Origin of the sequence: Nitrosomonas eutropha (genome assembly GCF_900116685.1) — a bacterium.
Lineage (GTDB): Bacteria > Pseudomonadota > Gammaproteobacteria > Burkholderiales > Nitrosomonadaceae > Nitrosomonas > Nitrosomonas eutropha_A.
Genome location: NZ_FPBL01000002.1, coordinates 209,258 through 233,884, shown reverse-complemented (window position 1 = coordinate 233,884; position 24,627 = coordinate 209,258). Strand labels below are relative to the sequence as shown.

Annotated in this window: 23 protein-coding genes and 1 tRNA gene; 17 read left to right on the top strand and 7 right to left on the bottom strand. The window is 45.4% G+C overall.

Going from position 1 to position 24,627, the window contains the following annotated elements; translation table 11 throughout:
• Positions 1–6: 6 nt before the first annotated feature.
• The 6 genes from lptF to BM331_RS03685 are packed head-to-tail and all read left to right on the top strand — an operon-like array spanning position 7 to position 6,046.
• Positions 7–1,080: an LPS export ABC transporter permease LptF gene (gene lptF, locus BM331_RS03710; RefSeq protein ID WP_074927178.1), complete on the top strand. Its 1,074-nt coding sequence runs from the start codon at positions 7–9 to the stop codon at positions 1,078–1,080.
• Positions 1,080–2,147, top strand: coding sequence for an LPS export ABC transporter permease LptG (lptG, locus tag BM331_RS03705; RefSeq protein WP_074927176.1), 1,068 nt, complete (start codon positions 1,080–1,082; stop codon positions 2,145–2,147). Before lptF ends, lptG begins: the two co-directional genes overlap by 1 nt.
• 7 nt (positions 2,148–2,154) lie before the next feature.
• Positions 2,155–3,384, top strand: coding sequence for a CDP-alcohol phosphatidyltransferase family protein (locus tag BM331_RS03700; RefSeq protein WP_074927174.1), 1,230 nt, complete (start codon positions 2,155–2,157; stop codon positions 3,382–3,384).
• Complete coding sequence (locus BM331_RS03695; RefSeq protein ID WP_074927172.1) at positions 3,374–4,357, top strand: acylglycerol kinase family protein; 984 nt, start codon at positions 3,374–3,376, stop codon at positions 4,355–4,357. Before BM331_RS03700 ends, BM331_RS03695 begins: the two co-directional genes overlap by 11 nt.
• Before the next feature lie 13 nt (positions 4,358–4,370).
• Positions 4,371–5,339, top strand: a complete 969-nt coding sequence (locus BM331_RS03690; RefSeq protein WP_074927170.1) for a hypothetical protein — start codon at positions 4,371–4,373, stop codon at positions 5,337–5,339.
• 59 nt (positions 5,340–5,398) lie between these two features.
• A complete protein-coding gene (locus BM331_RS03685) occupies positions 5,399–6,046 on the top strand; it encodes a DUF2959 domain-containing protein (RefSeq protein ID WP_074927167.1) in 648 nt (215 codons plus the stop codon).
• 10 nt (positions 6,047–6,056) lie between these two features.
• Here BM331_RS03685 and BM331_RS03680 read toward each other — a convergent pair whose 3' ends face one another.
• Positions 6,057–6,512 carry a DciA family protein gene (locus BM331_RS03680; RefSeq protein ID WP_074927165.1) on the bottom strand — a complete coding sequence of 152 codons (456 nt, stop codon included), beginning with the start codon at positions 6,510–6,512 and terminating at the stop codon, positions 6,057–6,059.
• A gap of 490 nt (positions 6,513–7,002) precedes the next feature.
• Between BM331_RS03680 and secA the strand changes: the two genes are divergently transcribed.
• The 7 genes from secA (at position 7,003) to BM331_RS03645 (ending at position 13,619) form a co-directional block, all read left to right on the top strand.
• Positions 7,003–9,732 (top strand): preprotein translocase subunit SecA, encoded by a 2,730-nt coding sequence (secA, locus tag BM331_RS03675; protein ID WP_074927163.1) that lies wholly within the window; start codon positions 7,003–7,005, stop codon positions 9,730–9,732.
• A 171-nt stretch (positions 9,733–9,903) separates the two neighbouring features.
• Positions 9,904–10,509 (top strand): ubiquinol-cytochrome c reductase iron-sulfur subunit, encoded by a 606-nt coding sequence (gene petA / locus BM331_RS03670; RefSeq protein ID WP_074927161.1) that lies wholly within the window; start codon positions 9,904–9,906, stop codon positions 10,507–10,509.
• 1 nt (position 10,510) lies between these two features.
• Positions 10,511–11,758: a cytochrome b gene (locus tag BM331_RS03665; protein ID WP_074927159.1), complete on the top strand. Its 1,248-nt coding sequence runs from the start codon at positions 10,511–10,513 to the stop codon at positions 11,756–11,758.
• Positions 11,755–12,459, top strand: a complete 705-nt coding sequence (locus tag BM331_RS03660) for a cytochrome c1 (protein WP_074927157.1) — start codon at positions 11,755–11,757, stop codon at positions 12,457–12,459. The genes BM331_RS03665 and BM331_RS03660 overlap by 4 nt, the downstream gene beginning before the upstream one ends.
• A gap of 51 nt (positions 12,460–12,510) precedes the next feature.
• Positions 12,511–13,110, top strand: a complete 600-nt coding sequence (locus BM331_RS03655) for a glutathione S-transferase N-terminal domain-containing protein (RefSeq protein ID WP_074927155.1) — start codon at positions 12,511–12,513, stop codon at positions 13,108–13,110.
• Complete coding sequence (locus BM331_RS03650) at positions 13,107–13,535, top strand: ClpXP protease specificity-enhancing factor (RefSeq protein ID WP_074927152.1); 429 nt, start codon at positions 13,107–13,109, stop codon at positions 13,533–13,535. The genes BM331_RS03655 and BM331_RS03650 overlap by 4 nt, the downstream gene beginning before the upstream one ends.
• Positions 13,536–13,543: 8 nt before the next feature.
• Positions 13,544–13,619, top strand: a tRNA-Thr gene (locus BM331_RS03645).
• A 771-nt stretch (positions 13,620–14,390) separates the two neighbouring features.
• Here the strand turns inward: BM331_RS03645 and BM331_RS03635 are convergent.
• From BM331_RS03635 to xseA, 5 genes are all read right to left on the bottom strand, one after another.
• Complete coding sequence (locus BM331_RS03635; protein WP_074927148.1) at positions 14,391–14,780, bottom strand: RidA family protein; 390 nt, start codon at positions 14,778–14,780, stop codon at positions 14,391–14,393.
• A gap of 339 nt (positions 14,781–15,119) precedes the next feature.
• Complete coding sequence (locus BM331_RS03630) at positions 15,120–15,608, bottom strand: disulfide bond formation protein B (RefSeq protein WP_074927146.1); 489 nt, start codon at positions 15,606–15,608, stop codon at positions 15,120–15,122.
• 22 nt (positions 15,609–15,630) lie between these two features.
• Positions 15,631–16,803: a THUMP domain-containing class I SAM-dependent RNA methyltransferase gene (locus BM331_RS03625; protein WP_074927144.1), complete on the bottom strand. Its 1,173-nt coding sequence runs from the start codon at positions 16,801–16,803 to the stop codon at positions 15,631–15,633.
• Positions 16,804–16,863: 60 nt separating this feature from the next.
• Positions 16,864–17,244, bottom strand: coding sequence for a DUF423 domain-containing protein (locus BM331_RS03620; RefSeq protein WP_074927142.1), 381 nt, complete (start codon positions 17,242–17,244; stop codon positions 16,864–16,866).
• A 67-nt stretch (positions 17,245–17,311) separates the two neighbouring features.
• Entirely contained in the window at positions 17,312–18,658 is a 1,347-nt protein-coding gene (gene xseA / locus BM331_RS03615) for an exodeoxyribonuclease VII large subunit (protein ID WP_074927140.1), read from the bottom strand.
• Positions 18,659–18,957: 299 nt separating this feature from the next.
• Between xseA and BM331_RS03610 the strand changes: the two genes are divergently transcribed.
• From BM331_RS03610 to BM331_RS03595, 4 genes are all read left to right on the top strand, one after another.
• On the top strand, positions 18,958–19,566 hold the full coding sequence (locus tag BM331_RS03610; protein ID WP_074927138.1) for a MotA/TolQ/ExbB proton channel family protein: 609 nt from the start codon (positions 18,958–18,960) through the stop codon (positions 19,564–19,566).
• Positions 19,567–19,870: 304 nt separating this feature from the next.
• Positions 19,871–20,590: an MlaA family lipoprotein gene (locus tag BM331_RS03605; protein ID WP_256214804.1), complete on the top strand. Its 720-nt coding sequence runs from the start codon at positions 19,871–19,873 to the stop codon at positions 20,588–20,590.
• Between the two features lie 212 nt (positions 20,591–20,802).
• On the top strand, positions 20,803–22,707 hold the full coding sequence (gene shc / locus BM331_RS03600) for a squalene--hopene cyclase (RefSeq protein ID WP_074927459.1): 1,905 nt from the start codon (positions 20,803–20,805) through the stop codon (positions 22,705–22,707).
• Positions 22,704–23,444, top strand: a complete 741-nt coding sequence (locus tag BM331_RS03595; RefSeq protein WP_074927136.1) for a phosphorylase family protein — start codon at positions 22,704–22,706, stop codon at positions 23,442–23,444. The genes shc and BM331_RS03595 overlap by 4 nt, the downstream gene beginning before the upstream one ends.
• Here BM331_RS03595 and BM331_RS03590 read toward each other — a convergent pair.
• Complete coding sequence (locus BM331_RS03590; RefSeq protein ID WP_083414668.1) at positions 23,441–24,616, bottom strand: class I SAM-dependent methyltransferase; 1,176 nt, start codon at positions 24,614–24,616, stop codon at positions 23,441–23,443. The two genes, BM331_RS03595 and BM331_RS03590, sit on opposite strands and share 4 nt — an antisense overlap.
• Positions 24,617–24,627: the final 11 nt, after the last annotated feature.

Below are 24,627 nucleotides of genomic sequence, written 5' to 3'. Positions count from 1 at the left end.
ACTTTCATGGGAATTATTGAAAGATATATTTCACGGGAGCTGTTACTTCCTTTCTTTGTAGTAACCATCATCCTGATCGGGCTTTTCGTAAGTTTCAGCGTTGCACGTTTTTTAACCGGGGCGGTGGCTGAGACCCTGGGTGCTATAGCCATGTTTAAGCTGGTGGGGCTGAAAACTATTATTGCGCTGGAAGTGTTGGTGCCGATTGCTTTTTATGTTGCGGTAATCCATGGTTTAAGCCGAATGAACCGTGATCAGGAAATTAATGTGTTGCGTTCCGTCGGCTATGGTGACAACCAGATCATTCGTACTGTTTTCATAATTTCCCTGCCCATTGCCATCCTCAGCGGAGCCCTTTCCATTTATGCTCGCCCGTGGGCGTATGCAGAAAGCTATGTGATGAATGCACAAGCTGAAGCCGAGTTGAATACTGATCGATTTCAGCCCGGGAGATTTTACGGCAGCGAGAAAAGTGGCCGGGTCATCTTTATCCGGAGAAAAGATGATCTTGAAAAACGCATGGAAGGCGTTTTTCACTACATCAGAACAGCTGAAAATAGAGAGATTATCGTATCCCGAGAAGGCTACCAACGGCCCATGACACAGGAGCAATGGCCGCATATCGAATTGCTGGATGGAAAAATCTATCGTCTTGGATATGATGCAGTCAGGGATAGTACCGTTCAGTTTGAAAAGATGATTTACTTCAATGAAAACGATCAAGCTCAAAACTATCGACGCAAGGCTGCATCAACGCAATCATTATGGAATTCTGAGCAACCACAGGAAATCGCGGAATTACAGTGGCGGCTTTCCCGGCCAGCCGCAACTATTCTGCTGGCTTTAATCGCGGTTTCTTTTACCCGGACAGCGCCACGTAAAGATAAAGCTGACAGAACATTTATTGTTGCAGCACTGGTATTCGCTGTTTATTACAACCTTAGTGGATTGGCCAAAACCTGGGTGGAGCAGGGCGTTGTTGCTACTGTGCCGGGGATCTGGTGGGTATATGGATTACTTTTCATAGTTGTTGTATTGCGCCTGCCCGAGCTCAGATTGTTCTTGTCTGCAAGAAAATAGTGAAGATCTGTTATCGCCACATCGCCTTGCAAGTTTTGACAGGGATGATTATCGCTACTGTAGTGCTGTTGCCCTTGTTCAGTTTTTTTGATCTGCTTGATCAGCTGGATGATGTGGGGAAGGGGACATATACCACCCGAGATGCTTTCCTGTATACGGCAATGCTCATGCCTCGCAGATTTATCCAGATTGCGCCTTTCATTGCGCTGCTGGGGACAGTGGGGGCGCTGGGTGGGTTAGCAGTCAACTTGGAATTGGTGGCGATGCGTGTGGCAGGATTTTCTCCTTTGATGATCAGCCTTGCTCCGATTGGAATTGGGGGGGGGCTTATCACCTCAACCATAGCACTTGAGTATTTGGTGGCACCACAATTTCAACAGCAGGCAATTGTATTGCGTGCTGTGGCATTGGAACAGGGTGCGGAGCTAGGGAGGGGGCTCGGAATCTGGACGCGTAATGAGCAGAATATATTACGTATTGGTGAAATGCTGCATAAAGGGCGGGCAATGGATATCGAAGTCATGCATTTTGATAAACAGGGACTGATGACTGCCCATATACATGCGCAATATGCGGATATTTTCGATAAAAGTATTTGGAAATTGCATGATGTTACTGTACGTATGTTTGCCCCGGATCGTATCCTTTCCAGAAAAGTACACACGCTTCAGTGGCACTCGTTTCTCGGTCCTGAAGATATTGCGACACTGACCAAACCACCTGAAAGCCTGACCCCATTGGAGTTACTGCACCATGCTGAATTCTTGAAGATGACCGGTCAGAAAGCGGATGCCTATGTTATGGCTTTGTGGCGCAAGGTCGGTAGTGTAGTGATGACTATTGCAATGATTTTGATAGCAATTCCCTTCATTTTTGGCTCGGTGCGTGAAGGATTGGGAGGAAAGCTGGTTCTGGCTTCATTGATGGGGATCAGTATTTATTTGCTCGATCAGATTATCGCTAATATTGGGCTGGTATTTCAGTTGAATCCCATTATCGTTTCAATTGCGCCCGGATCAATTCTGATTGTTATTGCAGCATATTGGCTGTTACGACGAACTTTTTGAGATAAACATGTCTGCAACTTTCTTTGTTCATATTGTCGGCAATAGTAAAGCTAATTTGTGGGGGATGAGTGGGCGTACCCGCCTTGAACGGATGCTGGGCACAATCAGGACAGCTGTTGTGGTGGAGGATTTGTCACAATTGACTGGGGTGGATTTCGTGTTGTTGCTGCGAGCTGATTATCTGTTCGATGCCAGAGTGATCAATGCCCTGATGGTGTTGGATAAACACATGGCACTTGTTACATCTGTAGATGAAATTCCGGTGGCGATCCGGACAGACGGAAACAACGCCAGTGTGATGTGTGAAGTATTGAGCAAGAAACGGTCGATACCTGATGATTTTCCACGCTGCACCTTAAAAGACCTCCCGATTCAGGTGCAGCAAAATCTGAAAAAGAAAGATCCGCCTTATGTATTGCCGATTTTACGTTGCAACCAGGCCGAGCTTGAATCCGAGCTTTTTGCAGCCTCCTATAAAGGTGTGACTGATCTGGTCACTAAATGGCTATGGCCCTGGCCAGCGTTTATGACCACACGTCTATGTGTGCAGCTGGGCCTGAAACCTAATCATGTAACATTATTTAGCCTGGTTCTAGCTGTGCTGGCGGGCGTGGCATTCTGGTATGGGGCGTTTGGTATCGGCCTGATCATGGCATGGCTGATGACTTTTCTGGATACGGTCGATGGCAAACTGGCACGGGTCACACTGACATCAAGCAAGGTGGGCGATGTATTAGATCACGGCCTGGATATTATCCATCCACCCTTATGGTATCTGGCTTGGGGTGTTGGTCTCACGACTGCCGCCACATCGTTGGCTGATCTCGAATTATTGACTTGGTTAATGTTTATTGGCTATATAGGTGGTCGTCTTTGCGAAGGTGCCTTCCAGTTCTGGCTGGCCTCTTTCGATATTTTTATCTGGCGTAAAGTTGATTCATTTCACCGCCTGATTACCGCACGGCGCAATCCGAATTTGATCCTGTTAACTGCTGGCTGGATGGTTGATAGGCTGGATATTGGATTCATTCTGGTCGTGCTATGGCATTTACTGTCTACCTTCTTCCTTATTTGCAGGCTGTTTATCGCCTGGCAAAGTCGATCCCGGGATGGCGTACTTCACTCCTGGATGGAGGGTATTGATCCCGTTCGTGACAGGCAGCAATTTGCAGTCAGAGTATTTACCCGACTGCCTCTTCCCCAGCAATATGTCAGGCCAACATTAGATGGTCAATAACTCTGTGGGGGATTTCGTGCCTGCCAAGGTAGGTTTGATCTACAACCCGCTGGGAGGCTGGTTTCGTAAACATGCTGCACGGATGCAAAGCCTTCTGGCAACATTGCCGGAAATCAGACAAATTCGGGCAACCAACCCGGTTGAGTTTGAGCAGGCTGTTATCGCTATAATCGAAGCGAAGATTGAATGGCTGGTTGTTGTGGGGGGGGACGGCACTCTGCAAGGCGTGATCAGTTGTTTATTTGAATACTTGCCGCCGGATAGATGGCCGGAAATCACCATTGTGCCGGCTGGAACAACCAACATGACCGCGCTGGATCTGGGGACGAATGGGCAGGCAGAGCAGATTTTGACCAGAATCAGGCAATATGTGCACCAACCTGGTGAGGTGAAGCGGGTAAAGAGGCCAGTATTGCGGATTGAACAGGCCGGTACAAGAAATGTATACGGAATGATATTCGGCCTTGGTTTGATTGCTCGTGGCGTGAAATTTTCACACAGTCAGATTAAGCAAACGGGGATTACCGGTAACGTCTTTACAGTGTTGATCGTACTGCGTTCATTGGTGGGTTCCTTTCTGGGACGCTCGCAAACTGAGTGGGCCCCGGTGCGTATTACTCAAAAAGATAACACGGGTACTTTGAGCGAAAAAGTATATCTGTTTGCGCTCATCAGTACGCTGGAAAAGTTATTGCTTGGCATTCGCCCTTATTGGGGGCAGGAACCTGCGCCGTTACGTGCAACGTTTGTCGGACAATACAGTAAGCACTTCTGGCGAAATATCTGGCCGTTGATCGCAGGGCACGGCCACCATTTGAAAAGAGAGGAAGGTTATATCAGTTATAACGCAGCTTCAGTTGAACTGTGGCTGGATGATGAATATATTGTGGATGGCGAGCTTTATCATGCTTCCAGTCAGTACGGACCAGTGAAAATTACGGCTGATGGCCCGATTCTGTTTCGTGTTTTCTAAAAGAGAGATCTGAATGGGCAATTCCGTTGATTTACAAAGTATCCCCGGCCTTCTGATACAGGAAATAGCGATCCAGGATGCCCAGCCTGTACACCCGTTATTCCAAGGCTTTACTGATGCATTGAGACAGCATTTCGGGGAAGCTCTAGATGCAGTCATTCTATATGGCTCATGCCTGCATACTTCTGATCTGGCCGAAGGTATTGCCGATTTTTATGTGCTGGTCAGTGATTACCGACTGGCTTATTCCGGTCATTTGCTGGCCTATCTGAATGCCTGGTTGCCACCGAATGTCTTTTATCTGGAGATTCCCGTTTCAACTGGTGTGCTGCGTGCAAAGTATGCAGTTATATCCACAGCAGATTTTGAACGTGGTACTCGTCACTGGTTTCATCCCTATATCTGGGCGCGTTTTGCGCAACCGGCCAGATTGCTTTATACACGTGATGACCAGATTCAGAAACGTATCCACCGTGCGCAAGCGCATGCCATACTTAAATTTATCAGCTCGACATTGCCTGTACTTGAATCAGGCTCCAGTAATCTGGAGACAATTTGGACCTCCGGGCTGATGCTGACTTATGCGGCCGAGCTGCGTGCTGAGCGTAAGGGACGCGCTCAACATTTAGTACAGCTTGATCCCGAGTTCTACAACCGATTAACCGTAGCAGCCGTACCTGCCTTGAGCCCATTGCTGAGTTTGCAAACTGATGAGCAATATCATGTTGGAGCGGTAACCCCTCTAAAGAAATTAAGTACACGTATCCAGTGGCGATTGCGGCGCTGGCAGGGAAGAGTTTTATCGATACTACGCCTGAGCAAGGCGACGATAACTTTCCGGGATTGTCTAGATTATGCCGCGTGGAAAATTGAGCGGCATACAGGCATCAAGGTGGAGATTACGCCGATGTTGAGGCGTCATCCGATACTCTGGGGCTATAAGGTGATGTGGCAATTACTGCGGCGTGGTGTACTGCGGTGAGATTAATATCCATATTCCGGGTTCTCCCGAGGGTTTATGAGATTTATTAGGGAGCGACAATGAAATACTCAAATCAAATTTTTGTTATAGGTTTTGCAGTTTTTCTGACTGCTTGTTCCACCATGTATTACAGTGGGCTTGAGAAAGTTGGCATCCCGAAACGAGATGTATTGGTTTATCGCGTGGAAAAGGCGAGGGATACGCAAGAAGAAACCAGAGAACAATTCAAATCAGCCTTGGAGCAGTTTTCTGCTGCCACAAATTTTAAAGGTGGTGATCTTGAGGGAGTCTATAAAAAGCTGAATCGTGAATACGAAGCAAGTGTGGATAAAGCAAAAGAAGTCAGAAGCCGGATAGAGGATATCGAAAGTGTTTCGGCTGCGTTATTCAGGGAGTGGGAACAGGAGATTACACAATATTCAAACTCGGCTTTGAAACGAAGCAGCCAGGAAAAGCTCGATACAACAAAGTTATATTACAGACAGCTTGTTGCTGCCATGAAGAATGCTGAATCCAGAATACAACCTGTATTGACAGTTTTTAATGATCAAGTCATGTATCTTAAACACAACCTGAATGCCCGGGCAATTGCCTCGTTGAAAGGAGAATTGAAAACACTGCAATCGAATGTCTCAACTCTGGTTACTGCAATGGAAAAATCTATAAATGAAGCCAATGCGTTTATCAGCAATATGGAGAAGAGTTAAACAGCGGTTTCTATTCGTGACGGCTGTTTGCCAGCAAAGCTTTGAGGGAAGATTGCAGAAGGGATTCGGCTGGCAGTGAACCGGATAGCCTGTTCAGATGCTCAATGGCAGTCTGGCTCAGTAAACGCTTAATTTCACGAGTGTCTTCAGATTCCTGGGAATACGACTGCGGCTGGATGCGAAACCTTATATCTTCAACCTTAATTCCGGCTGTATTCATTTTTTGCTGAATTGATGGGGCAAAGTTGCGTAACCAGGTGGCAACGGCACCGTTATCCACATAAATAACCAAGAGACCGTCAGCGGTATGTTGCCCCGCCGTGCATCGATTTCTGAATTGGGATGGAATGATATCCAGCAGGTATTTCTGCACCTCTGTCAGATGCCTTGCCTTAATAAATAATTGATCATAATCGGGCGTGTTACTCAGAGCTGTCAGATAGTTGCTTAGATTAAGGATGGACATGCTATTTTACTTTGTATGCGTATTATAAATACTGAAGATTATGCTGGATAATCAGGGTTTGGGGCGGTGCACCTGGTACTAAAACAGCCATTGTCTTTTCTGCTGATCATTTCGATTATGGTAGTATGGTCAGACTTTATTATCGCAACGATTTGATGTGTCGCTGCGGAATTTATCCTAACGTACGATGAGTTAGATCAGCTGATGCTCAGCCAGATAAGTGATTGTGTAAACAAAAAAGTGCGGATCATAGCAAACACTACTTAACGCACTGAATCCAAATATAATGTGTGCCATTTATCCTTGTTACATATCTGCAACTATTATGCACTTGCATGCATTTTCTATGACGTTATTCTGGTCTGATCATGAGTCAACCAGCAAGCAATTTCAGCGCTCCTCTGCTTCCCCTGCTGTGAAATAGATCATGTTTAATAGTTGATCTGTATTACAGTGCATTTTTACATCAATAGATAAACAACAATTTCCCATGCTGAGCAATTTACTAAAAGGTATTTTTGGTAGTCGTAACGATCGGTTGGTAAAACAATATTCAAGGATTGTCCGCACCATCAATGAGCTGGAAGCTGTCATTTCACCGCTGTCGGATGAGGAGCTGTGTAACAAGACGAGCGAGTTCAAGCAACGCATCTCAAATGGTGAGAAACTGGATCAGTTGCTGCCAGAAGCGTTTGCTGTAGTCAGGGAGGCGAGCAAACGTGTACTTGGCATGCGTCATTTCGATGTACAGCTAATCGGCGGAATGGTGCTGCATGAAGGGAAAATCGCCGAGATGCGTACCGGTGAGGGAAAGACATTGATGGCCACCCTGCCAATCTATCTTAATGCCCTTTCCGGAAAGGGAGTACATATTGTTACGGTCAACGATTATTTGGCGAAGCGTGATGCTGAATGGATGGGACAGATTTATCAATTCCTCGGATTGAGTGTCGGGGTGGTTCTATCGCAGATGCCTCATGAAGACAAGCAGGCTGCTTATGGTGCAGATATAACTTACGGTACGAACAACGAATATGGCTTTGATTACCTGCGTGACAATATGGTGGGGCATAGCGCAGAACGAGTGCAACGCGTGCTTAACTTTGCAATTGTGGACGAGGTTGATTCGATCCTTATTGATGAAGCTCGAACGCCTTTGATCATTTCCGGCATGGCTGAAGGGGATACCGAGGTTTATAAACGTGTTGACGTATTGATTCCCCGGCTTACTCGGCAGAAGGATGAAAATAGTCCGGGTGACTATAGTGTGGATGAGAAAACACAACAGGTATTACTGAGCGAAGAAGGATTTATACATGCTGAGAAATTATTGGGTGAGGTTGGTTTGCTGCCAGCAGAATCCAGTTTGTATGATCCGGCTAACATTACCTTGATTCATCATTTTAATGCGGGATTGCGTGCGCATGCGTTATACAACCGTGATCAGCATTATGTTGTGCAGAATGATGAAGTAGTTATTGTAGATGAATTTACCGGTCGTTTAATGCCGGGAAGACGGTGGTCAGAGGGATTGCACCAGGCCGTTGAAGCTAAAGAAAATGTTTCCATTCAGAAAGAAAATCAAACTTTAGCATCTATCACTTTCCAGAATTATTTCAGGATGTATGAAAAACTTGCCGGTATGACCGGTACTGCTGATACGGAGGCATTTGAGTTTCAGCAAATCTATGGATTGGAGACAGTTATAATTCCAACCCACCGTCCGATCGCGCGAGAAGATCGTATGGATCAGGTTTTTCGTACGGCACGAGAAAAATATCAGGCGATTATTGCGGATATCAAGAACTGTTACGAGCGTGGACAGCCAGTCCTGGTTGGAACTGGCTCAATCGAAAACAATGAATTGCTCTCAACCATGCTAACAAAGGAAAAGTTGCCTCATCAGGTTCTCAACGCCAAGCAGCATGAACGAGAGGCCGATATCATCGCTCAGGCAGGGCAATCGAAGATGGTGACCATAGCGACTAATATGGCTGGTCGAGGAACAGATATTGTGCTGGGCGGAAATCTGGAGCAGGTAATCAATCGTATTCGGGTAGATGATGCTCTTGATGATATGACCAAAACAGAAAAAACAAAGGAAACCCGCCAAGCGTGGCAAGTCAGGCATGATGAGGTAATCAAGCTGGGAGGATTGCATATCATTGGCACTGAACGGCATGAATCACGCCGGATTGATAATCAGCTGCGTGGACGTTCCGGCCGGCAGGGTGATCCGGGCTCCAGTCGTTTTTATCTTTCCTTGGAAGATCCACTATTACGTATTTTTTCTTCCGATCGGGTGGCCAATATTATGACGCGTCTTAAAATGCCAGAGGGAGAAGCAATCGAGCACCCATGGGTGACGCGTGCCATAGAAAATGCTCAGAAAAAGGTCGAGGCCAGAAATTTTGATATTCGCAAGCAATTACTGGAATATGACGATGTGGCCAATGATCAGCGCAAGGTTATTTATCAGCAGCGCAACGAGTTGCTGGATGCCGAGCAAGGTATTTCAGAAACTGTTAGCGCTATTCGTGAGAGTGTAGTAAATCAACTTGTTAGCCTTTATATTCCTGCACAAAGCATAGAAGAGCAATGGGATGTTCCTGGGCTGGAGAAAGCCCTGGCCAGTGAGTTTCACTTGCGAATTCCCGTGCAGGAATGGTTGGAAGCCGATAGTGAGCTGCATGAAGAAAACCTGCGTGGTCGTATTATGGAATCCGTGAATACCGGCTATCAGGGTAAAGTTGAGCAGGTGGGTGCATCCATCATGAATCAATATGAGCGTATGGTGATGCTGCACAGTATGGACTCACATTGGCGTGAACACTTGGCTGCGCTGGATCATTTGAGACAAGGGATTCATTTGCGCGGCTATGCTCAACAGAATCCTAAGCAGGAATATAAAAGAGAAGCTTTTGAGCTGTTTGCAGGGATGCTCGATGCGATTAAAGCTGATGTAACAAAGATTCTTATGACCGTGCAAATCCGTAGTGAGCAGCAGGTTGAATCAGTAGCGGAAACCTCAACTCCGAGAAATTTGCAATATCATCATGCTGCTTATAGTGAGGCAGAAGAGGAGCAACAATCGGTTGTGGAGAGTCACGAAGCCAAGCAACAACCATTTGTACGTAAAAATGACAAGATTGGACGGAATGATCCATGTCCTTGTGGATCAGGCAAGAAATATAAGCAATGTCATGGTAGATTAGATTAAGGTTATGTTAATTAGTCGATAGTAATCAATCTATCTTGGCGAGTATAGTCTGTGCTAAAATAATTGCGCTTTTTAAAAGGGTGCCATTTTTAGAAATTCGTGTGCTTTAAGGTGCCGGAGTTAAGTGTGTTATTGATTAGCTGGTAATTAATGAAATGGAATTGTTAGAAAATGACAGACAGTGGTGATAACGGAAAGATGAGCGGGCGACGTCGCTTTTTACTGGTGGCCACTTCGGTTGCTGGGGTAGTTGCTGGCGCGGGTGTGGCAACACCTTTTTTACGTAGCATGATGCCTAGTGAACGAGCTAAAGCTGCGGGGGCGCCGGTTGAAGTGGATATCAGCAAGCTGGAATCAGGCATGTTGCTAACAGCTGAGTGGCGAGGAAAGCCTGTTTGGGTGCTTAAGCGTACTTCTGAAATGCTGGATGATCTGAAGAAATTAAATGACCAGCTGGCTGACCCAAACTCTGAGCGGGATCAACAGCCTCCTTACGCGCAAAACCCGACAAGATCAATTAAACCCGAGATACTGGTTGTGCTGGGAGTTTGTACACATCTTGGATGTTCCCCGGTGTATCGGAAGGATATAGCGCCTGCTGATCTGGGTGCAGACTGGTTAGGAGGGTTTTTTTGCCCTTGTCATGGATCCAAGTTTGACTTAGCTGGTCGTGTCTATAAAAACGTACCGGCTCCTACCAACCTGGTAGTACCTCCTTATACCTATTTAAGTGATAACCAACTTTTAGTTGGTTCTGACAGTAAAGAGTCCGCCTAAAATGAATAAACAGCAAAATTCAATGATGGAATGGATAGACAAGCGTTTTCCTTTGACAATTACCTGGAAAGCGCACCTATCTGAATATTATGCTCCCAAGAATTTCAATTTTTGGTATTACTTTGGATCGTTAGCGCTATTGGTGCTGGTTAATCAGCTACTGACAGGTATTTTTCTGACCATGAGTTATAAGCCTGATGCTGGAATGGCTTTTGCATCGGTTGAATATATCATGCGAGATGTAGATTTTGGCTGGTTGATCAGGTATATGCATTCAACTGGCGCTTCCATGTTTTTTGTGGTGGTTTATCTACACATGTTTCGCGGAATGATGTACGGATCTTACCGAAAGCCTCGTGAACTGCTGTGGTTGATAGGTATGGCTATATTTTTTGTTCTGATGAGCCTGGCCTTTACAGGATATATTTTGCCATGGGGTCAAATGTCCTATTGGGGAGCTCAGGTTATCGTCAGTATGTTTGGAGCAATACCACTTATAGGCGACACCTTGTCAAACTGGATTCTCGGCGACTTCATGTTGTCGGATGCAGCTTTAAACCGGTTTTTTGCTTATCACGTGGTCACACTTCCTGTTTTGATTGTAGTGCTGGTGTTTGTGCATATCATTGCTTTGCACGAAACGGGATCCAATAATCCTGATGGTATAGAGATTAAGGTTAACAAAGATCCACAAACCGGGATTCCGGTCGATGGCATACCATTTCATCCTTATTACACGGTTAAGGATATCTTTGGGGTAGTTGGGTTTTTGATTGTATTCTGTGGGATTATTTTCTTTGCGCCAGAAATGGGTGGGTATTTTCTGGAAGATAATAATTTTATACCAGCTAATCCTTTGCATACCCCGGATCATATTGCCCCGGTATGGTATTTCACCCCGTATTACTCCATGTTGCGTGCAGTGACAGTGAATTTTTTGGGTGTGGATGCCAAGTTATGGGGTGTGATTTTAATGGCGGCGGCTGTGGTTATCTTTTGTTTCCTGCCTTGGCTGGATCGCAGTCCGGTTAAATCAATCCGTTATAAAGGGCCTTATTTTAAAATTGCGTTGACTCTTTTTGTGATCAGCTTTTTTGTTCTCGGATGGTTGGGAACTAAATCGGTAACACCTTTGCATACTTTACTGGCACAAATCTTTACTACGATTTATTTTGCTTTCTTTCTGCTGATGCCGTGGTATAGCAAAATAGATAAAGTTAAACCTGAACCAGAGAATGTAACAAAATGAGAATGATAAAAATTTTATTACTGGCTGTATTACTAACTCCTTTTGTCGCACATTCTTCCGGGCAGGAAGTTGAGTTAGACAAAGCTCCTATAGATAGAACTGATAAGGAATCGCTGAAACGCGGTGCCAATAGTTTCGTTGAATACTGTCTTACGTGTCATGGCGCTGATTTTATGCGCTATAACCGACATCGTGATATCGGGATGAGTGAGGATGATATTCGTACGGAACTTATTCGTACCGGACAAAAGACTGGCGATCTTATGGAAGCAGCTATGAGAAAGAAAGAGGCTGAGCAATGGTTTGGTGTGGCTCCTCCAGATTTATCTGTTATCGCTCGATCCCGTGGAGCAGATTGGTTGTATACTTATTTGCGTACTTTTTATCAGGACACGTCCACTTATAGCGGTTGGAATAACCTAATTTTTGACAAAGTTGCAATGCCTCACGTTCTGCATCATTTGCAGGGATGGCAGACACTGGAGCCGGGAACCAAGAACTTGGCTTTAACAAAATCGGGGACGATGACAAAAGAGGAATACGATAAATTTGTAGCTGATTTAGTAAATTATATGGTTTATTTAGGTGAACCACATGCATCTTATCGTAAAGAGCTTGGAATCATCGTATTGCTGTTTCTGTTTGGTATGCTTGGGTTAACCTATCTACTTAAGAAAGAATACTGGAGAGATATACATTGAAGATTCTTCAGAGTTATCTTCTGTGAGTTAATTATTTGTTATACAGAAGCTATGATGACATTATATTCAACAGCAACTTGTCCTTTCAGCCATCGTTGTCGAATTGTATTGCATGAAAAGGACATGGATTTTCAGGTTATCGATGTTGATCCTAATAATATACCTGAGGATATCGCTGTAATTAGTTCACACGGAAAAGTACCAATCCTGGTTGAAAGAGATCTTGTATTGTACGAAGCAAACATCATCAATGAATATATTGATGATCGTTTCCCCCATCCGCAATTAATGCCTGCGGAACCAGTGATGCGTGCTCGCGCAAGATTATTATTACACCGATTTGAGAAAGAACTTTTCTGCCATGTTGAGTCTCTGGAGCAGGGCAATCAAAAAGCAGCAGACAAAATTCGCATAGAAATTACGAATGGATTGACAATGATTGCCCCTATCTTTGACAAACAGAGATATATGCTGGGAGATGAATATACCATGCTGGATGTGGTAATTGCTCCGTTATTGTGGAGACTTGATCACTATGGGATCAAGCTACCAAAGCAGGCTGCTGCGTTGCTAAAGTATGCTGAAAGGCTTTTTAGCAGACCGCTATTTATTGAAGCATTGACTCCAGCTGAAAAATTGATGCGTAAATGAATAATGTCTCTTCAATCAAACCTTATTTAATACATGCAGTCCATGAGTGGTGTATTAATAATGAATATTGCCCTTATATCTCAGTATTAGAAGATGGATGTTCTGGTATTCCGACTGAGTTATTTAAGAATAAAGAAATTATACTTAATATAAGCAGCCAATCAGTGAATGATTTACAAATTGATAATACAATAATTCAATTTGTAACTCGATTTAATGGAGTACCAAAAAAAATCAGGATCATGATTGAAGCTGTATCTGCAGTATTTGCGCGAGAATCAGGGCAAGGACTTACCTTTATTCCGGAGATTAATATGGAACGGATTAAGGAAAGTTGCGTAGATGACTCTATTTTACAGAAAGACCAGGCTTTATCCATTGAAAATAAACAACAAAATAAAGCTTTTTTAAAAATTGTAAAATAGTGTTATTTGCCGGCATAGCTCAGTTGGTAGAGCAGCTGATTTGTAATCAGAAGGTCGCGAGTTCAATTCTTGCTGCCGGCACCATTAAATCAATAGGTTACGGTATTTATTTATTATTTGTATTATTACCTGTCCCCAAAAACGTAACCAGTCAGTGAATTTCTCCGCTCATTTTTTCCGCATATTTGGCTAAATAGTTGCTGGAAAGATGAACATATCTCTTTACCATCTCTTGCCGACTTCCAGCTGCTTAGCTCCTATAATGCAATGCATGCCACAACAGCCTGTATATGTCAGCTTGTCCATATTTTATGTATACCCCAGATCGTGATTGTGCCTCTGCAATCCTCGATGTCAGTCAATTGTGGCTTAATCATTGCGCATTCTATATCCGATTGGTTACTGATGGCGTTGAACAAACGTTTGAATACACAGGCCAACCCTGCTCTAGTCCCGAAAGCGGTTAAAAAGATCGTGTTCCATTTGCCAAATTCAGCTGATAAGTCACGCCAAGGATTGCTTGTGCATATGTATCTGCAAACTGGCAATTAATTGTTCGTACCGCTGCGTCCCAGATGCCTGTCTTGCCCAAACAATGTGGCTCTATCTTTGCTCGCCGCGCCTCCGTTCATATCCCCAATAATCCATTAGAAACCCATAGAATTTACGCTTGATGGACAAATTTAGGTTGAGGCACAATCCGCTATACAACGGATATCGAATCTCAACAGATCTTGGCGTGAAGCCATGAATACTGCAGTTATTTAGGGCTGGCTTACTGTATAAGCAGCCTATCGGGACGTTGAGTTGTTTTTTTAGTAAACACTCTTCATCCTGAATGCTTGAATGGAAAGATCAAGTTTTAGTATTGCGATAAGCTGTCACCTGAATCTCTATTTTCATGCGTGGATCTGATAAAGCTGCGGTTAGCATCATGGCGGATGGCCTGATATCTCCCAGATATTTACGCATTACTGGCCAACATTTCTCAAAATCTTCTGTTTCAGGAAATACATAAGTAACTCGTACCACATCTTTCATGCTCGATTCTGCCTGATTGAGTGCGATTTCAATATTTTTGAAACACTGCTCCGCCTGTTCCAGCAAATCATCAGAAATAATCATTTTGCTGTAATCGAAACCTGTTGTACCGGATACTAATATCCAGTTATCTACGACAACTGCACGCGAATAACCAATTTCCTTTTCAAATGTAGAACCTGAGCTAATAAGTTTACGCGTCATGACATGCTATCCTTTTATTAGTTGAAGAGCTTATGCAGGATACTATACTGTTATTACTGATTATTAATCGCAGTAGATGTAAAGTTGCTTACAAGAAACTTTATGCACTGTAAGGTTATTTCAATGGAAGCAGATGTTATTCCTGGTTGGGAAAAGCTGCCAGAGAGACTAGCGTTTACACGGCTCACATAAACCGAATGTATCCCTCGATTTTTAACGCATCACCAATTATTTGTAAGTAATAGTTCAAGTACGCAAAACCTACTCCATATATTTTTCTATTAACCTTGAGGCCGTTAGCCTTCTGGATCCCGGATTGATATGAATCAGGCTGCCGTGTTATTGATTAATAAAGTTATATTTCTTGTGCCAGAGTAATCCTACAATAATTCCGAATGCCAAAAATATGAGTAATGACCAGTCAGGCAGCATCAATGATAGGAATTGCCAGGTGCTATCACTGCAGTCACCGTTGGCTTCAAACATATCCGGCCACCATTGTGCGAGAGGCAATTCGTTCAAAAAAGCTTCTTCCGGGCTGATGCCGCATTCGAATGCTTCAGGAAAACGTATTAACCAGGCTTGTCGGCCGGCAACGGTAGCACCTGCCAGTGAAAATAAAACGATTAATCCACAGTAGATATGTCGTCCCAGTGATTGTGTATTATGTATGAATGTAAATAAAGCAGTAATCCCGATCAGCCAGTAGGCAATGCGCTGGAAGATGCATAACGGGCAGGGTAGCAATCCATCTATTAGTTGCAGATAAAGTGCATAGCCAATTAATCCGGCACAGGCAAAAAAAATCAGTAGAAAGATTATTCTCATAACTCTGTCTTAAAGTTTATAACTATTTTTTGCTTGATTCATTTAGTGGTTTCTCTCTGCGCATGCTGCCGGTAACCAGTCTGTATTCGAATAAACGACATTCCAGTGTGCCATTAAAAAGTGGAATTCGGCGCGAAGGTGTAAGCCGAATAGATTTTGCCAGCAGGGGATCAGCAGTCAGTAGAAAAGCCTGCCAGCCACTGAATCGTTGTTTCAGTACATTTCCCAATTGGGGATAAAATTTGGCCAATGTCTGGTGATCTCCAACGCGTACGCCGTACGGTGGATTACTGATCAACATGCCGGTTTCGGCTGGAGGAGAAATTTCCAAAACGTTTGCCTGTTTCAGCGCGACGCAGTCGGCTAATCCTGCTGTTGCCAGATTGTCACGAGCATTAACCAGTGCATTGCCGTACAGATCACTGCCATAAATGGATTGGAATGTACGTTCACGTTGGCGGTTTGTAGCTGTTTGTTTAAGTTTTTTCCAGGAGTTGGTATCAAACAGCTTCAGATTTTCGAATGCAAATTGCCGCCCGGCGCCGGGTGCAATCTGGCAGGCAATTTGTGCTGCTTCCAGTAACAGAGTTCCGCTACCACACATTGGATCAAGCAATGGAATGCCAGGTTGCCAGCCAGCCAGTGCCAGGATGCCAGCAGCTAGGTTTTCACGCAAAGGAGCATCTCCCTGGGTTTGACGCAGCCCCCGTTTGAATAATGCTTCGCCTGAAGTATCCAGGTAAAGGGTAAATTGCCGCGCATCAAGAAAACCGTGAATACGCATATTGGGGGTAGCGGTGTCGATGTCAGGACGTTTGCCGCAGGTGGCGCGAAATTTGTCGCAGATTGCATCCTTGATTCGGAGTGTAATGAAATCAAGACTGCGTAGCGGACATTTAATTGCAGCCAGATTGATCTTTATTGTCAATCGTGGCTCAAACCAGTCGAGCCAGGACAAGCCATGCGTGATGTCATAAATGTCGGTTTCACTACGGTACTGATCTCTGGCTACTTGCCACAAAATGCGGCTGGCGATGCGACTTTCAAGATTGGCCTGGTAACAGGTTAGCCAGCTTCCACGGAAAGCTACTCCTCCGGGTGAAATTTCAATAGAGGTCGCTTCAAGACGTTCAAGTTCTGTTGCCAGAACAGATTCCAACCCACGCGGACAGGGAGCGAAGAAACGTTCTGTCATTTTACTTTTTGTTGTTTTGCAATCTTATAGCGGTTGGTAGTAGAAATCCGGAATATGGTTTCACGCCTGTTTGTTCCTCCAGACAGCATAGGCAAACAGAAGCCAGGCACTCATGTAGGACATTCCGCCCAGTGGAGCGGTCATACTCAATCCTTTCCACCCGGTGAGGCTGACAACATACAATGTGCCGGAGAATAACAGAATTCCCGTTATCATTAGAATGCCGGAAAATTTTAATGCGCGCGCTTGCGGGAATCGTTCTAGCGCCAGTCCAACCAGTATCAGCCCGATTGAATGGTAGAAGTGATATTGTACACCGACCTGAAAATTGGTAAGCATGTCGGGTGTCAGTATAGGTTTAAGGCCATGTGCTCCCAAGGCACCCAGTGCCACACACAGAAATGCATTCAATGCCCCCAACGCAAGAAAGATTCTGGACATTATTGGTTGAACTCCTGGTTAATAAAGTGAAGTGTGATAAGAACGAGGATAAAAAGTCTGCTCTGGGTCATTCGTTTGCTTCAGTGATATTTGCCTTGGCCGATCCTTTGGCAAAGACTATCTGTACGTTATCGCCAGTATGAATCTGCTGACTATCTTGCAGAATTTCACCCCGGGCAGTATAGGTGATACTGTAACCGCGTGCCAGCACTGCTTTCGGGTCGAGATGAGCAAGATGCTGTTGATGTTGGGTGAGTTGAATCTGCAGGCTTTCCAGCCGATACACCATCGCTCGTTGCAACCGCGTAGCCAGTTCTTGCTGATGCCTTTTCCCAGCATTGATATTGGGTTTGGTGAATTGTATACGTTGTCTGAATGCTTCGATTCGCCATTTGTAAACTTCCTGTTGTTTGCTCCATGCATGTAGTAAACGGTTGCGTAATTGCGACAGATGGATTAGCTGGTAGCGGATTCTCTCTCCAGGGTGAATCAGACGGTGAGTAAGCAAATCAGTTGCTTGCATACGGTGTTCAATATTTCGTTCTATCGCCTGTTGCAAGCGGTGCTGCCAGTACCGCAGACGATGCAGAATGTCTTGTCTGTCCGGGGTTGCTAACTGAGCGGCACCGGTAGGTGTCGGTGCGCGAATATCTGCTACAAAATCAGCAATGGTGAAGTCGGTTTCATGACCGATACCTGTTATGATTGGAATTGGGCAGGCAGCAACCGCTCGCGCAACGATTTCTTCATTGAATGCCCATAAATCTTCTATTGAGCCTCCTCCACGACACAGGATCAATACATCGCATTCACTTCGCCGTATGGCGATTTGTAGTGCAGTCACAATTGCAGCAGCAGCCTCTTTACCTTGTACCGGTACAGGATAAATAACGACAGGTAACGAGGGTAAACGCCGCTGCAGCGTCGTGAGTACATCTCTCAGCGCAGCAGTATTGGTTGAAGTGATGATTCCGATTTGTTGAGGGTAAGGGGGAACTAGCTGCTTGTATTCGGGATTGAACAGTCCTTCTTGCTGAAGTTTGGTTTTGAGCCGCTCAAACGCTTCAAATAAAACACCTAATCCAGCGTGGCGCAGCTGCTCAATTGTTAGTTGAAATTCTCCGCGTGCTTCATATAGCGTAATCAGTGCCTGAGCTTCTACTTGAGCACCGTCCTGCGGCACCCAATCCAGGTACATATTTTTATGGCGAAACATGACACATCGTACCTGCGCATTATCATCCCTGAGCGAAAAGTACCAATGTCCCGACGGATAGCGTTTCAGATTGGAAATTTCTCCGTTTACCCATAACAATGGAAAAGTCTGTTCGAGTATTACACGAACATTCCAGTTTAATTCACTGACCCGCCACACTATTTTCTTTGGCTCGGGAAAAAGGTTGCTATCAGTCATGCCGGTTTATAATCATCCACAATGACATTTGGTTATTACATTATGAATAGAAAAGTTTGTACGATAACAATAGTTTAAAATAAACATTTGTTTTTAAAAATTTTATTTAGCCTAAAAATCAGGCAGCTCAGAAAATCCCATGTCTTCAATGACACTTATCCAACTTGTCCATGATTTATTCACACAGTTATCCACAGGAATTGTGTATAACCTTTCAGTAAAAACTACTGGTTGAGCAAAGCATATTGGTGTTGCAAAATATAATGCAGTGATTTCACTACAACTAAGGGGATTAATTCGTGTTTTCAATTATTCAGGCAGCAGGATGGCCGATATGGCCGATAATACTGGCTTCTGTCATAGCAGTGGGTATTATCGGTGAACGTTTGTGGAGTCTGCGTCTGTCAAAAGTTTCACCGAGAGATTTATTACCGAGGGTGTTGCAGGAATATCGTCGCTCTGGTGTGCATGCTGATACGCTCACTCGTTTACAGGCACATTCTCCACTCGGACAGGTGCTGGTAGCAGGATTGAAAAACATCGATAGTCCGCGAGAAATTATGAAGGATTCGATCGAAGAGGCCGGGCGAGTAGCGGCCCATGAGCTGGAGCGTTACCTTACCACACTGGGAACAATTGCTTCCCTAAGTCCGTTAATGGGGCTGTTTGGTACATTGATCGGTATGATTGAGATCTTTGGATCAGGCACACCAACTGGCAGTAATCCAGTACAACTGGCCCATGGAATTTCAGTCGCTCTGTATAATTCCGCATTCGGTATTCTGGTTGCGATTCCGAGCATTATTTTTTATCGTTATTTTAGAGCTAAAGTGGATGAGCTGGTTCTGGAAATGGAATTGCAGGCCTTGAAACTGGTTGAGATAGTGCTTGGCGAAAGGCGCGTCTAGAAGTCTACAGACCATGCATCGGAATTACAAATAACGGTCCCTGATTTCTTCACCTGGTTCACTCAATTACTCAAATCTGACGGGCTCCTGGTTGCTATCTTATCTCGGATAATTATATAGATAGAACCAATTACCCTCTTTTCAGGAAAGTACTTTGAATTTTTACGTGAAAAATAGCAGCAATACAATCAGGAATAGAGAGAGCTTTATATCTGAAATTGGGTCGAGTTACTTGCGATATATTTTTCTGTGCATTGTATTTTTTTGCGTAAGTTGCAGCTCGGTGCCAAGAGAAGAAAATCAGGTGAATGTGTATGATCCGTATGAGTCACTGAACCGTAAGTCCTACCATTTTACTGATGAGCTTGATCGCAGATTGATTGAGCCAGCTGCCGATATATATATCGAATATGTACCGGAAGCAATACAGCGCCCTGTCAGTAATTTTTACCGTAACCTCTCCTATCCAAGCGTAGTTTTGAACAGTTTCCTGCAGGGAAAAATACGCCAGGGATTTTCGGATACGATGCGTTTTGTGATTAATACTACGATTGGTGTTGGAGGACTTTCCGACATGGCCGGGCACATGGGGTTTGAGGAGCATAATGAGGACTTCGGGCAGACATTGGCAGTGTGGGGAATGGATAGCGGACCTTATCTCTTCATTCCCGCTTATGGCCCGAGCAATTCACGTGATGTGGCGGATATACCGGTGAGTGTGTTTGCAGATGGGCTTTTTTATCTGGCCTATGTGCTGAGTGGGCCGGTAATCATTCCGCTGGCTATTTTGCGTATCATTGAAAAAAGAGCTAGCTTCTCAGGGCCAATGAAAATACGTGATGAATCGGCATTAGATCCTTATCTATTTGTTCGCGAAGGTTATATGCAGCAGCGTGAGTACCAGATATATGATGGGAATCCTCCCATCAGTCATTACGATGATTTGCTGACTGACGATCTGGATGACCCCGCAGAAATCAATCCGATAGAAGCGGATCCCACAGAAACCAGTCCCACCTCTTAAACGTTGTGGTTTGTTATATAATTTTTTTCAAAAAATACAACTTCATAGGTGGTTGAGCTATCTTTCACAATTGGTGGCTACACAATCATTTCGTGCCAACTTACCAAATGAGGGCTTTACGCTTTATGTCCATTTTTAAAATATTTTCCGGATCTCCGATACAAAAATCTTCATTACACGATTATCCGTCAGCTGATGCAATTGATAACGGGATGAATAGTATTCCTGCTATTTCACTGGATAGTGCCATTGCCCGCGCATGCACAGCTTTGCTAGTGCAGCAGCGGGAAGATGGTCACTGGTGCTTTCCACTGGAAGCAGACTGTACAATTCCAGCTGAATATATCCTGATGATGCATTTCATGGATGAAGTGGACATTGTGCTGGAGCGCAAAATTGCAAATTTCTTGCGCGCCCGGCAGGTAACCGATGGGCATGGTGGCTGGCCACTATACTATGGCGGTGATTTTGACATGAGTTGCAGTGTTAAGACCTATTACGCTTTGAAGCTGGCTGGAGACTCGCCGGAAGCAGCACATATGGTTCATGCCCGTAACGCCATACTGGAGCGAGGGGGGGCGGTGTGCTCGAATGTATTTACCCGTTTGTTGCTTGCCATGTATCGGCAGATTCCATGGCGTGGAGTACCGTTTATTCCAGCTGAAATCATGCTGTTACCACGCTGGTTTCCTTTTCACCTGAGCAAAGTGGCGTACTGGTCACGTACGGTGATGGTACCGCTTTCTATTCTATGCACGCTGAAAGCCAAGGCAATCAATCCTCGCAATGTGCATGTACAAGAACTGTTTACTGTTGATCCGGAGAAGGAAAAAAACTACTTCCCGGTACGTACCTCTCTTAATCGTTTGTTGCTGTATGTGGAGCGATTGGCTTCAAAGCTGGAGCCGCTTATTCCATCGTTCATCCGTCGCAGGGCTTTGAAAAAGGCTGAACAATGGATAATCGAACGTCTTAATGGCAAAGATGGTCTGGGGGCAATTTTTCCGGCGATGGTTAATGCCTATGAGGCATTGACATTGTTGGGTCATGATCGTGATCACCCGCTACTTCAACAATGTCGCCAATCTTTACGTGAGCTGCTGGTGGATGAAGGGGAAGAGATTACCTGGTGTCAGCCTTGTGTATCTCCCGTGTGGGATACTGTGCTGGCCACCTTGGCGCTGCAGGAAGATAAACAGGTTGATAGCGAGCCGATTCGTCGTGCACTCGACTGGATTGTGCCCCTGCAAATACTTGACGAACCGGGTGACTGGCGCGATAGCCGGCCCAATCTGTCAGGAGGTGGCTGGGCATTCCAGTACGCTAACCCGCATTATCCGGATCTGGATGATACAGCTGCTGTAGCGTGGGCATTAATCCAGACTGGTGCGGAAGATTACCGTGTCAGTATTACCCGGGCAGCAGACTGGCTGGCGGGTATGCAATCGAGTAATGGTGGCTTTGCTGCATTTGATATAGACAATGCGTATTATTACCTGAATGAAATTCCGTTCGCAGATCATGGCGCATTGCTGGATCCGCCCACAAGCGATGTATCAGCACGTTGTGTAGGCCTGCTTGCCTTGAATGGCGAGGTGAGACATCAGGAAGCTGTGAAGCGCGGCCTGGATTTTCTGTTCAAGGAACAGGAATTATCCGGGGCATGGTTTGGGCGCTGGGGCAGTAACTACATTTATGGCACCTGGTCCGTATTGGAAGCATTCAGGCTGGCGCGTGTGGATCAAGGCCATCAGGCAGTGCAGCGTGCTATTCAATGGCTGGAATCGGTACAGCGTGCCGATGGTGGATGGGGAGAAACCAATAATTCATATCTCGATCCACAATTGGCCGGACAACTGGAAGCCAGCACTTCCTTCCAGACCGCGTGGGCTGTGCTTGGACTGATGGCTGCTGGAGAGGTGGAAAATACAGCAGTGAGAAAAGGGATTGATTATCTGCTGCGTACCCAGATTGCTACCGGGTTATGGGAAGAGCCATGGTTCACCGCGCCCGGCTTCCCAAGGGTTTTCTACCTGAAATATCACGGTTACTCCAAATATTTCCCACTATGGGCACTGAATAGATATCGCACACTAAGTAGTAGATCTGCCGCATGAGTAGTCGTGTTGGCATCATTGTTGCCTTGCGAGCAGAGGCCAGATGTATCACGCCGCGCCGTTTGGCTTTTGATCGAGCAGTAGCATTGGATGAAAGTCTGACGATCAGAATATGCGGTATGGGTGGCGCAGCTGCTCGCCGCGCAGCAGCCGATTTATGTAATCAGGCGGGAGTTACCGGACTGATCAGTTTTGGCGTGGCAGGTGCACTGGATGATGGTCTGCAACCTGGCCATCTGGTTTTGCCGGAATCGGTGTTGGCGGACAAGAATTATCCAACAGATGATATGTGGCGTACACGAGTCCAGCATTGCCTGCCGGATCACATCAATGTGACCTGTGATCCGTTGGCAACCAGCGATGAAGTGCTGACCACAGAAGCTGCCAAACGTATGCTGGCATTACAAAGCGGCGGGTGTGCAGTTGATATGGAAAGTGGAGCTATTGCTGCGGTTGCAGCGGAAAAAGGAATTTCATTTCTGGTAATACGGGCCATTTCAGATCCGGTACAGTTTTCTCCCCCTACTGTACTGATGGATGCACTGCAGCCGGATGGCAGCGTCAAGCCAATTCCTTTGCTGACCTTATTGCTAAAGCGCTCACTCAATCTGAATGAATTGTTGCATCTTGTACCCGGTATGCAGGCAGCCTGCAGGACCTTGAAACAGGTTGCCCAGTCTGCCCGGCATGAACTGGGTCGGAAAGGGCAAGCTACCAGTAATCAGCGCTTCAACTAAAGCAGACGCCGTAAGTCTCCCCGCACGAAACCGCAAGAGGTGGTATCAATGTTGATAGCCTTACTTAAAGTCATGACTTTGAACAATTCTCCCATTTCAGCTGGGCTGATCAGGCACTGTACCTGGCTGACCAGCGGCAGGTAATCCCCCGGTTGGTCTGCTGGTGTGCGTGCCAGTAAATCAGTAATTCCGCAGTTAATCAGGAAATGCGCCTGCGTAGTATAGCCAGCTAACTGCAACCCGGAATCCAGTGCGATCCGGGAAATGGCGCTGAAATCGACATGACTGGTGATGTCCTGTAACCCCGGCAAAAAAAACGGGTCATCATGAGCATGATGTCGATAATGGCACATTAGCGTGCCCTGATGACGTTGCGGGTGGTAGTACTCGCTTTGACCAAATCCATAATCAACCAACAGAATGGATCCTTGTTGCAATATGCTTGCAAGGGAGTGGATAAAATGCCGGTTGGCAAGGCTGATTTCACTGACATAGGGATGGGGGAGGGAAGGTTGATCAGATGGAGGAAGTTGTCGGGCGATATCGAGTAGTTCACCTTCTGCCAGAGGCTGATCTTGCCATGCCAACCCGTGATCTTTCCAGATTACGCCGCGTTCTGCAATGTTACCGTTTTGCCAGATAACTAGGTGGACGGGCATGGCATCAAGCACTTCGTTAGCAAGTATCAGCCCATTGAACTGATCTGGCAGGGCGGTAAGCCAGTGTACCCGTGTGGCTAAATGTGGAATTTGCTGTTCGATGATTGCTTGCTGTCGTTGCTGTAAATCTGCGCTGAGATCAAGGATGTTGTAGTACTCCGGCAGACTTTCCAGTGCCTCAAGCGCCAATAGCAGATCAACAGCCAATTTCCCTGAACCTGCACCAAACTCCAGGATTGAACCATGATTTACTGATCTTAGTACTTGTGCGACCTGTCGCGCCAGTGTTTGACCAAATAACGGAGAGACTTCAGGCGCCGTGACAAAATCACCTGCTGCGCCAAATTTAGCTGCACCACCACTGTAATATCCTGTTTCAGGCGTATACAAAACAGCTTCCATGTAATCCGCGAATGAAATCCAGCCACCGGAAAGGGAGATTCGATTGTGAAGTATGGTTTTCAGAGTATCGCTGTATTTTTGTTCGGGAGAATTCGGTAGGGGTAGAGTCACGGGTGTTTTTA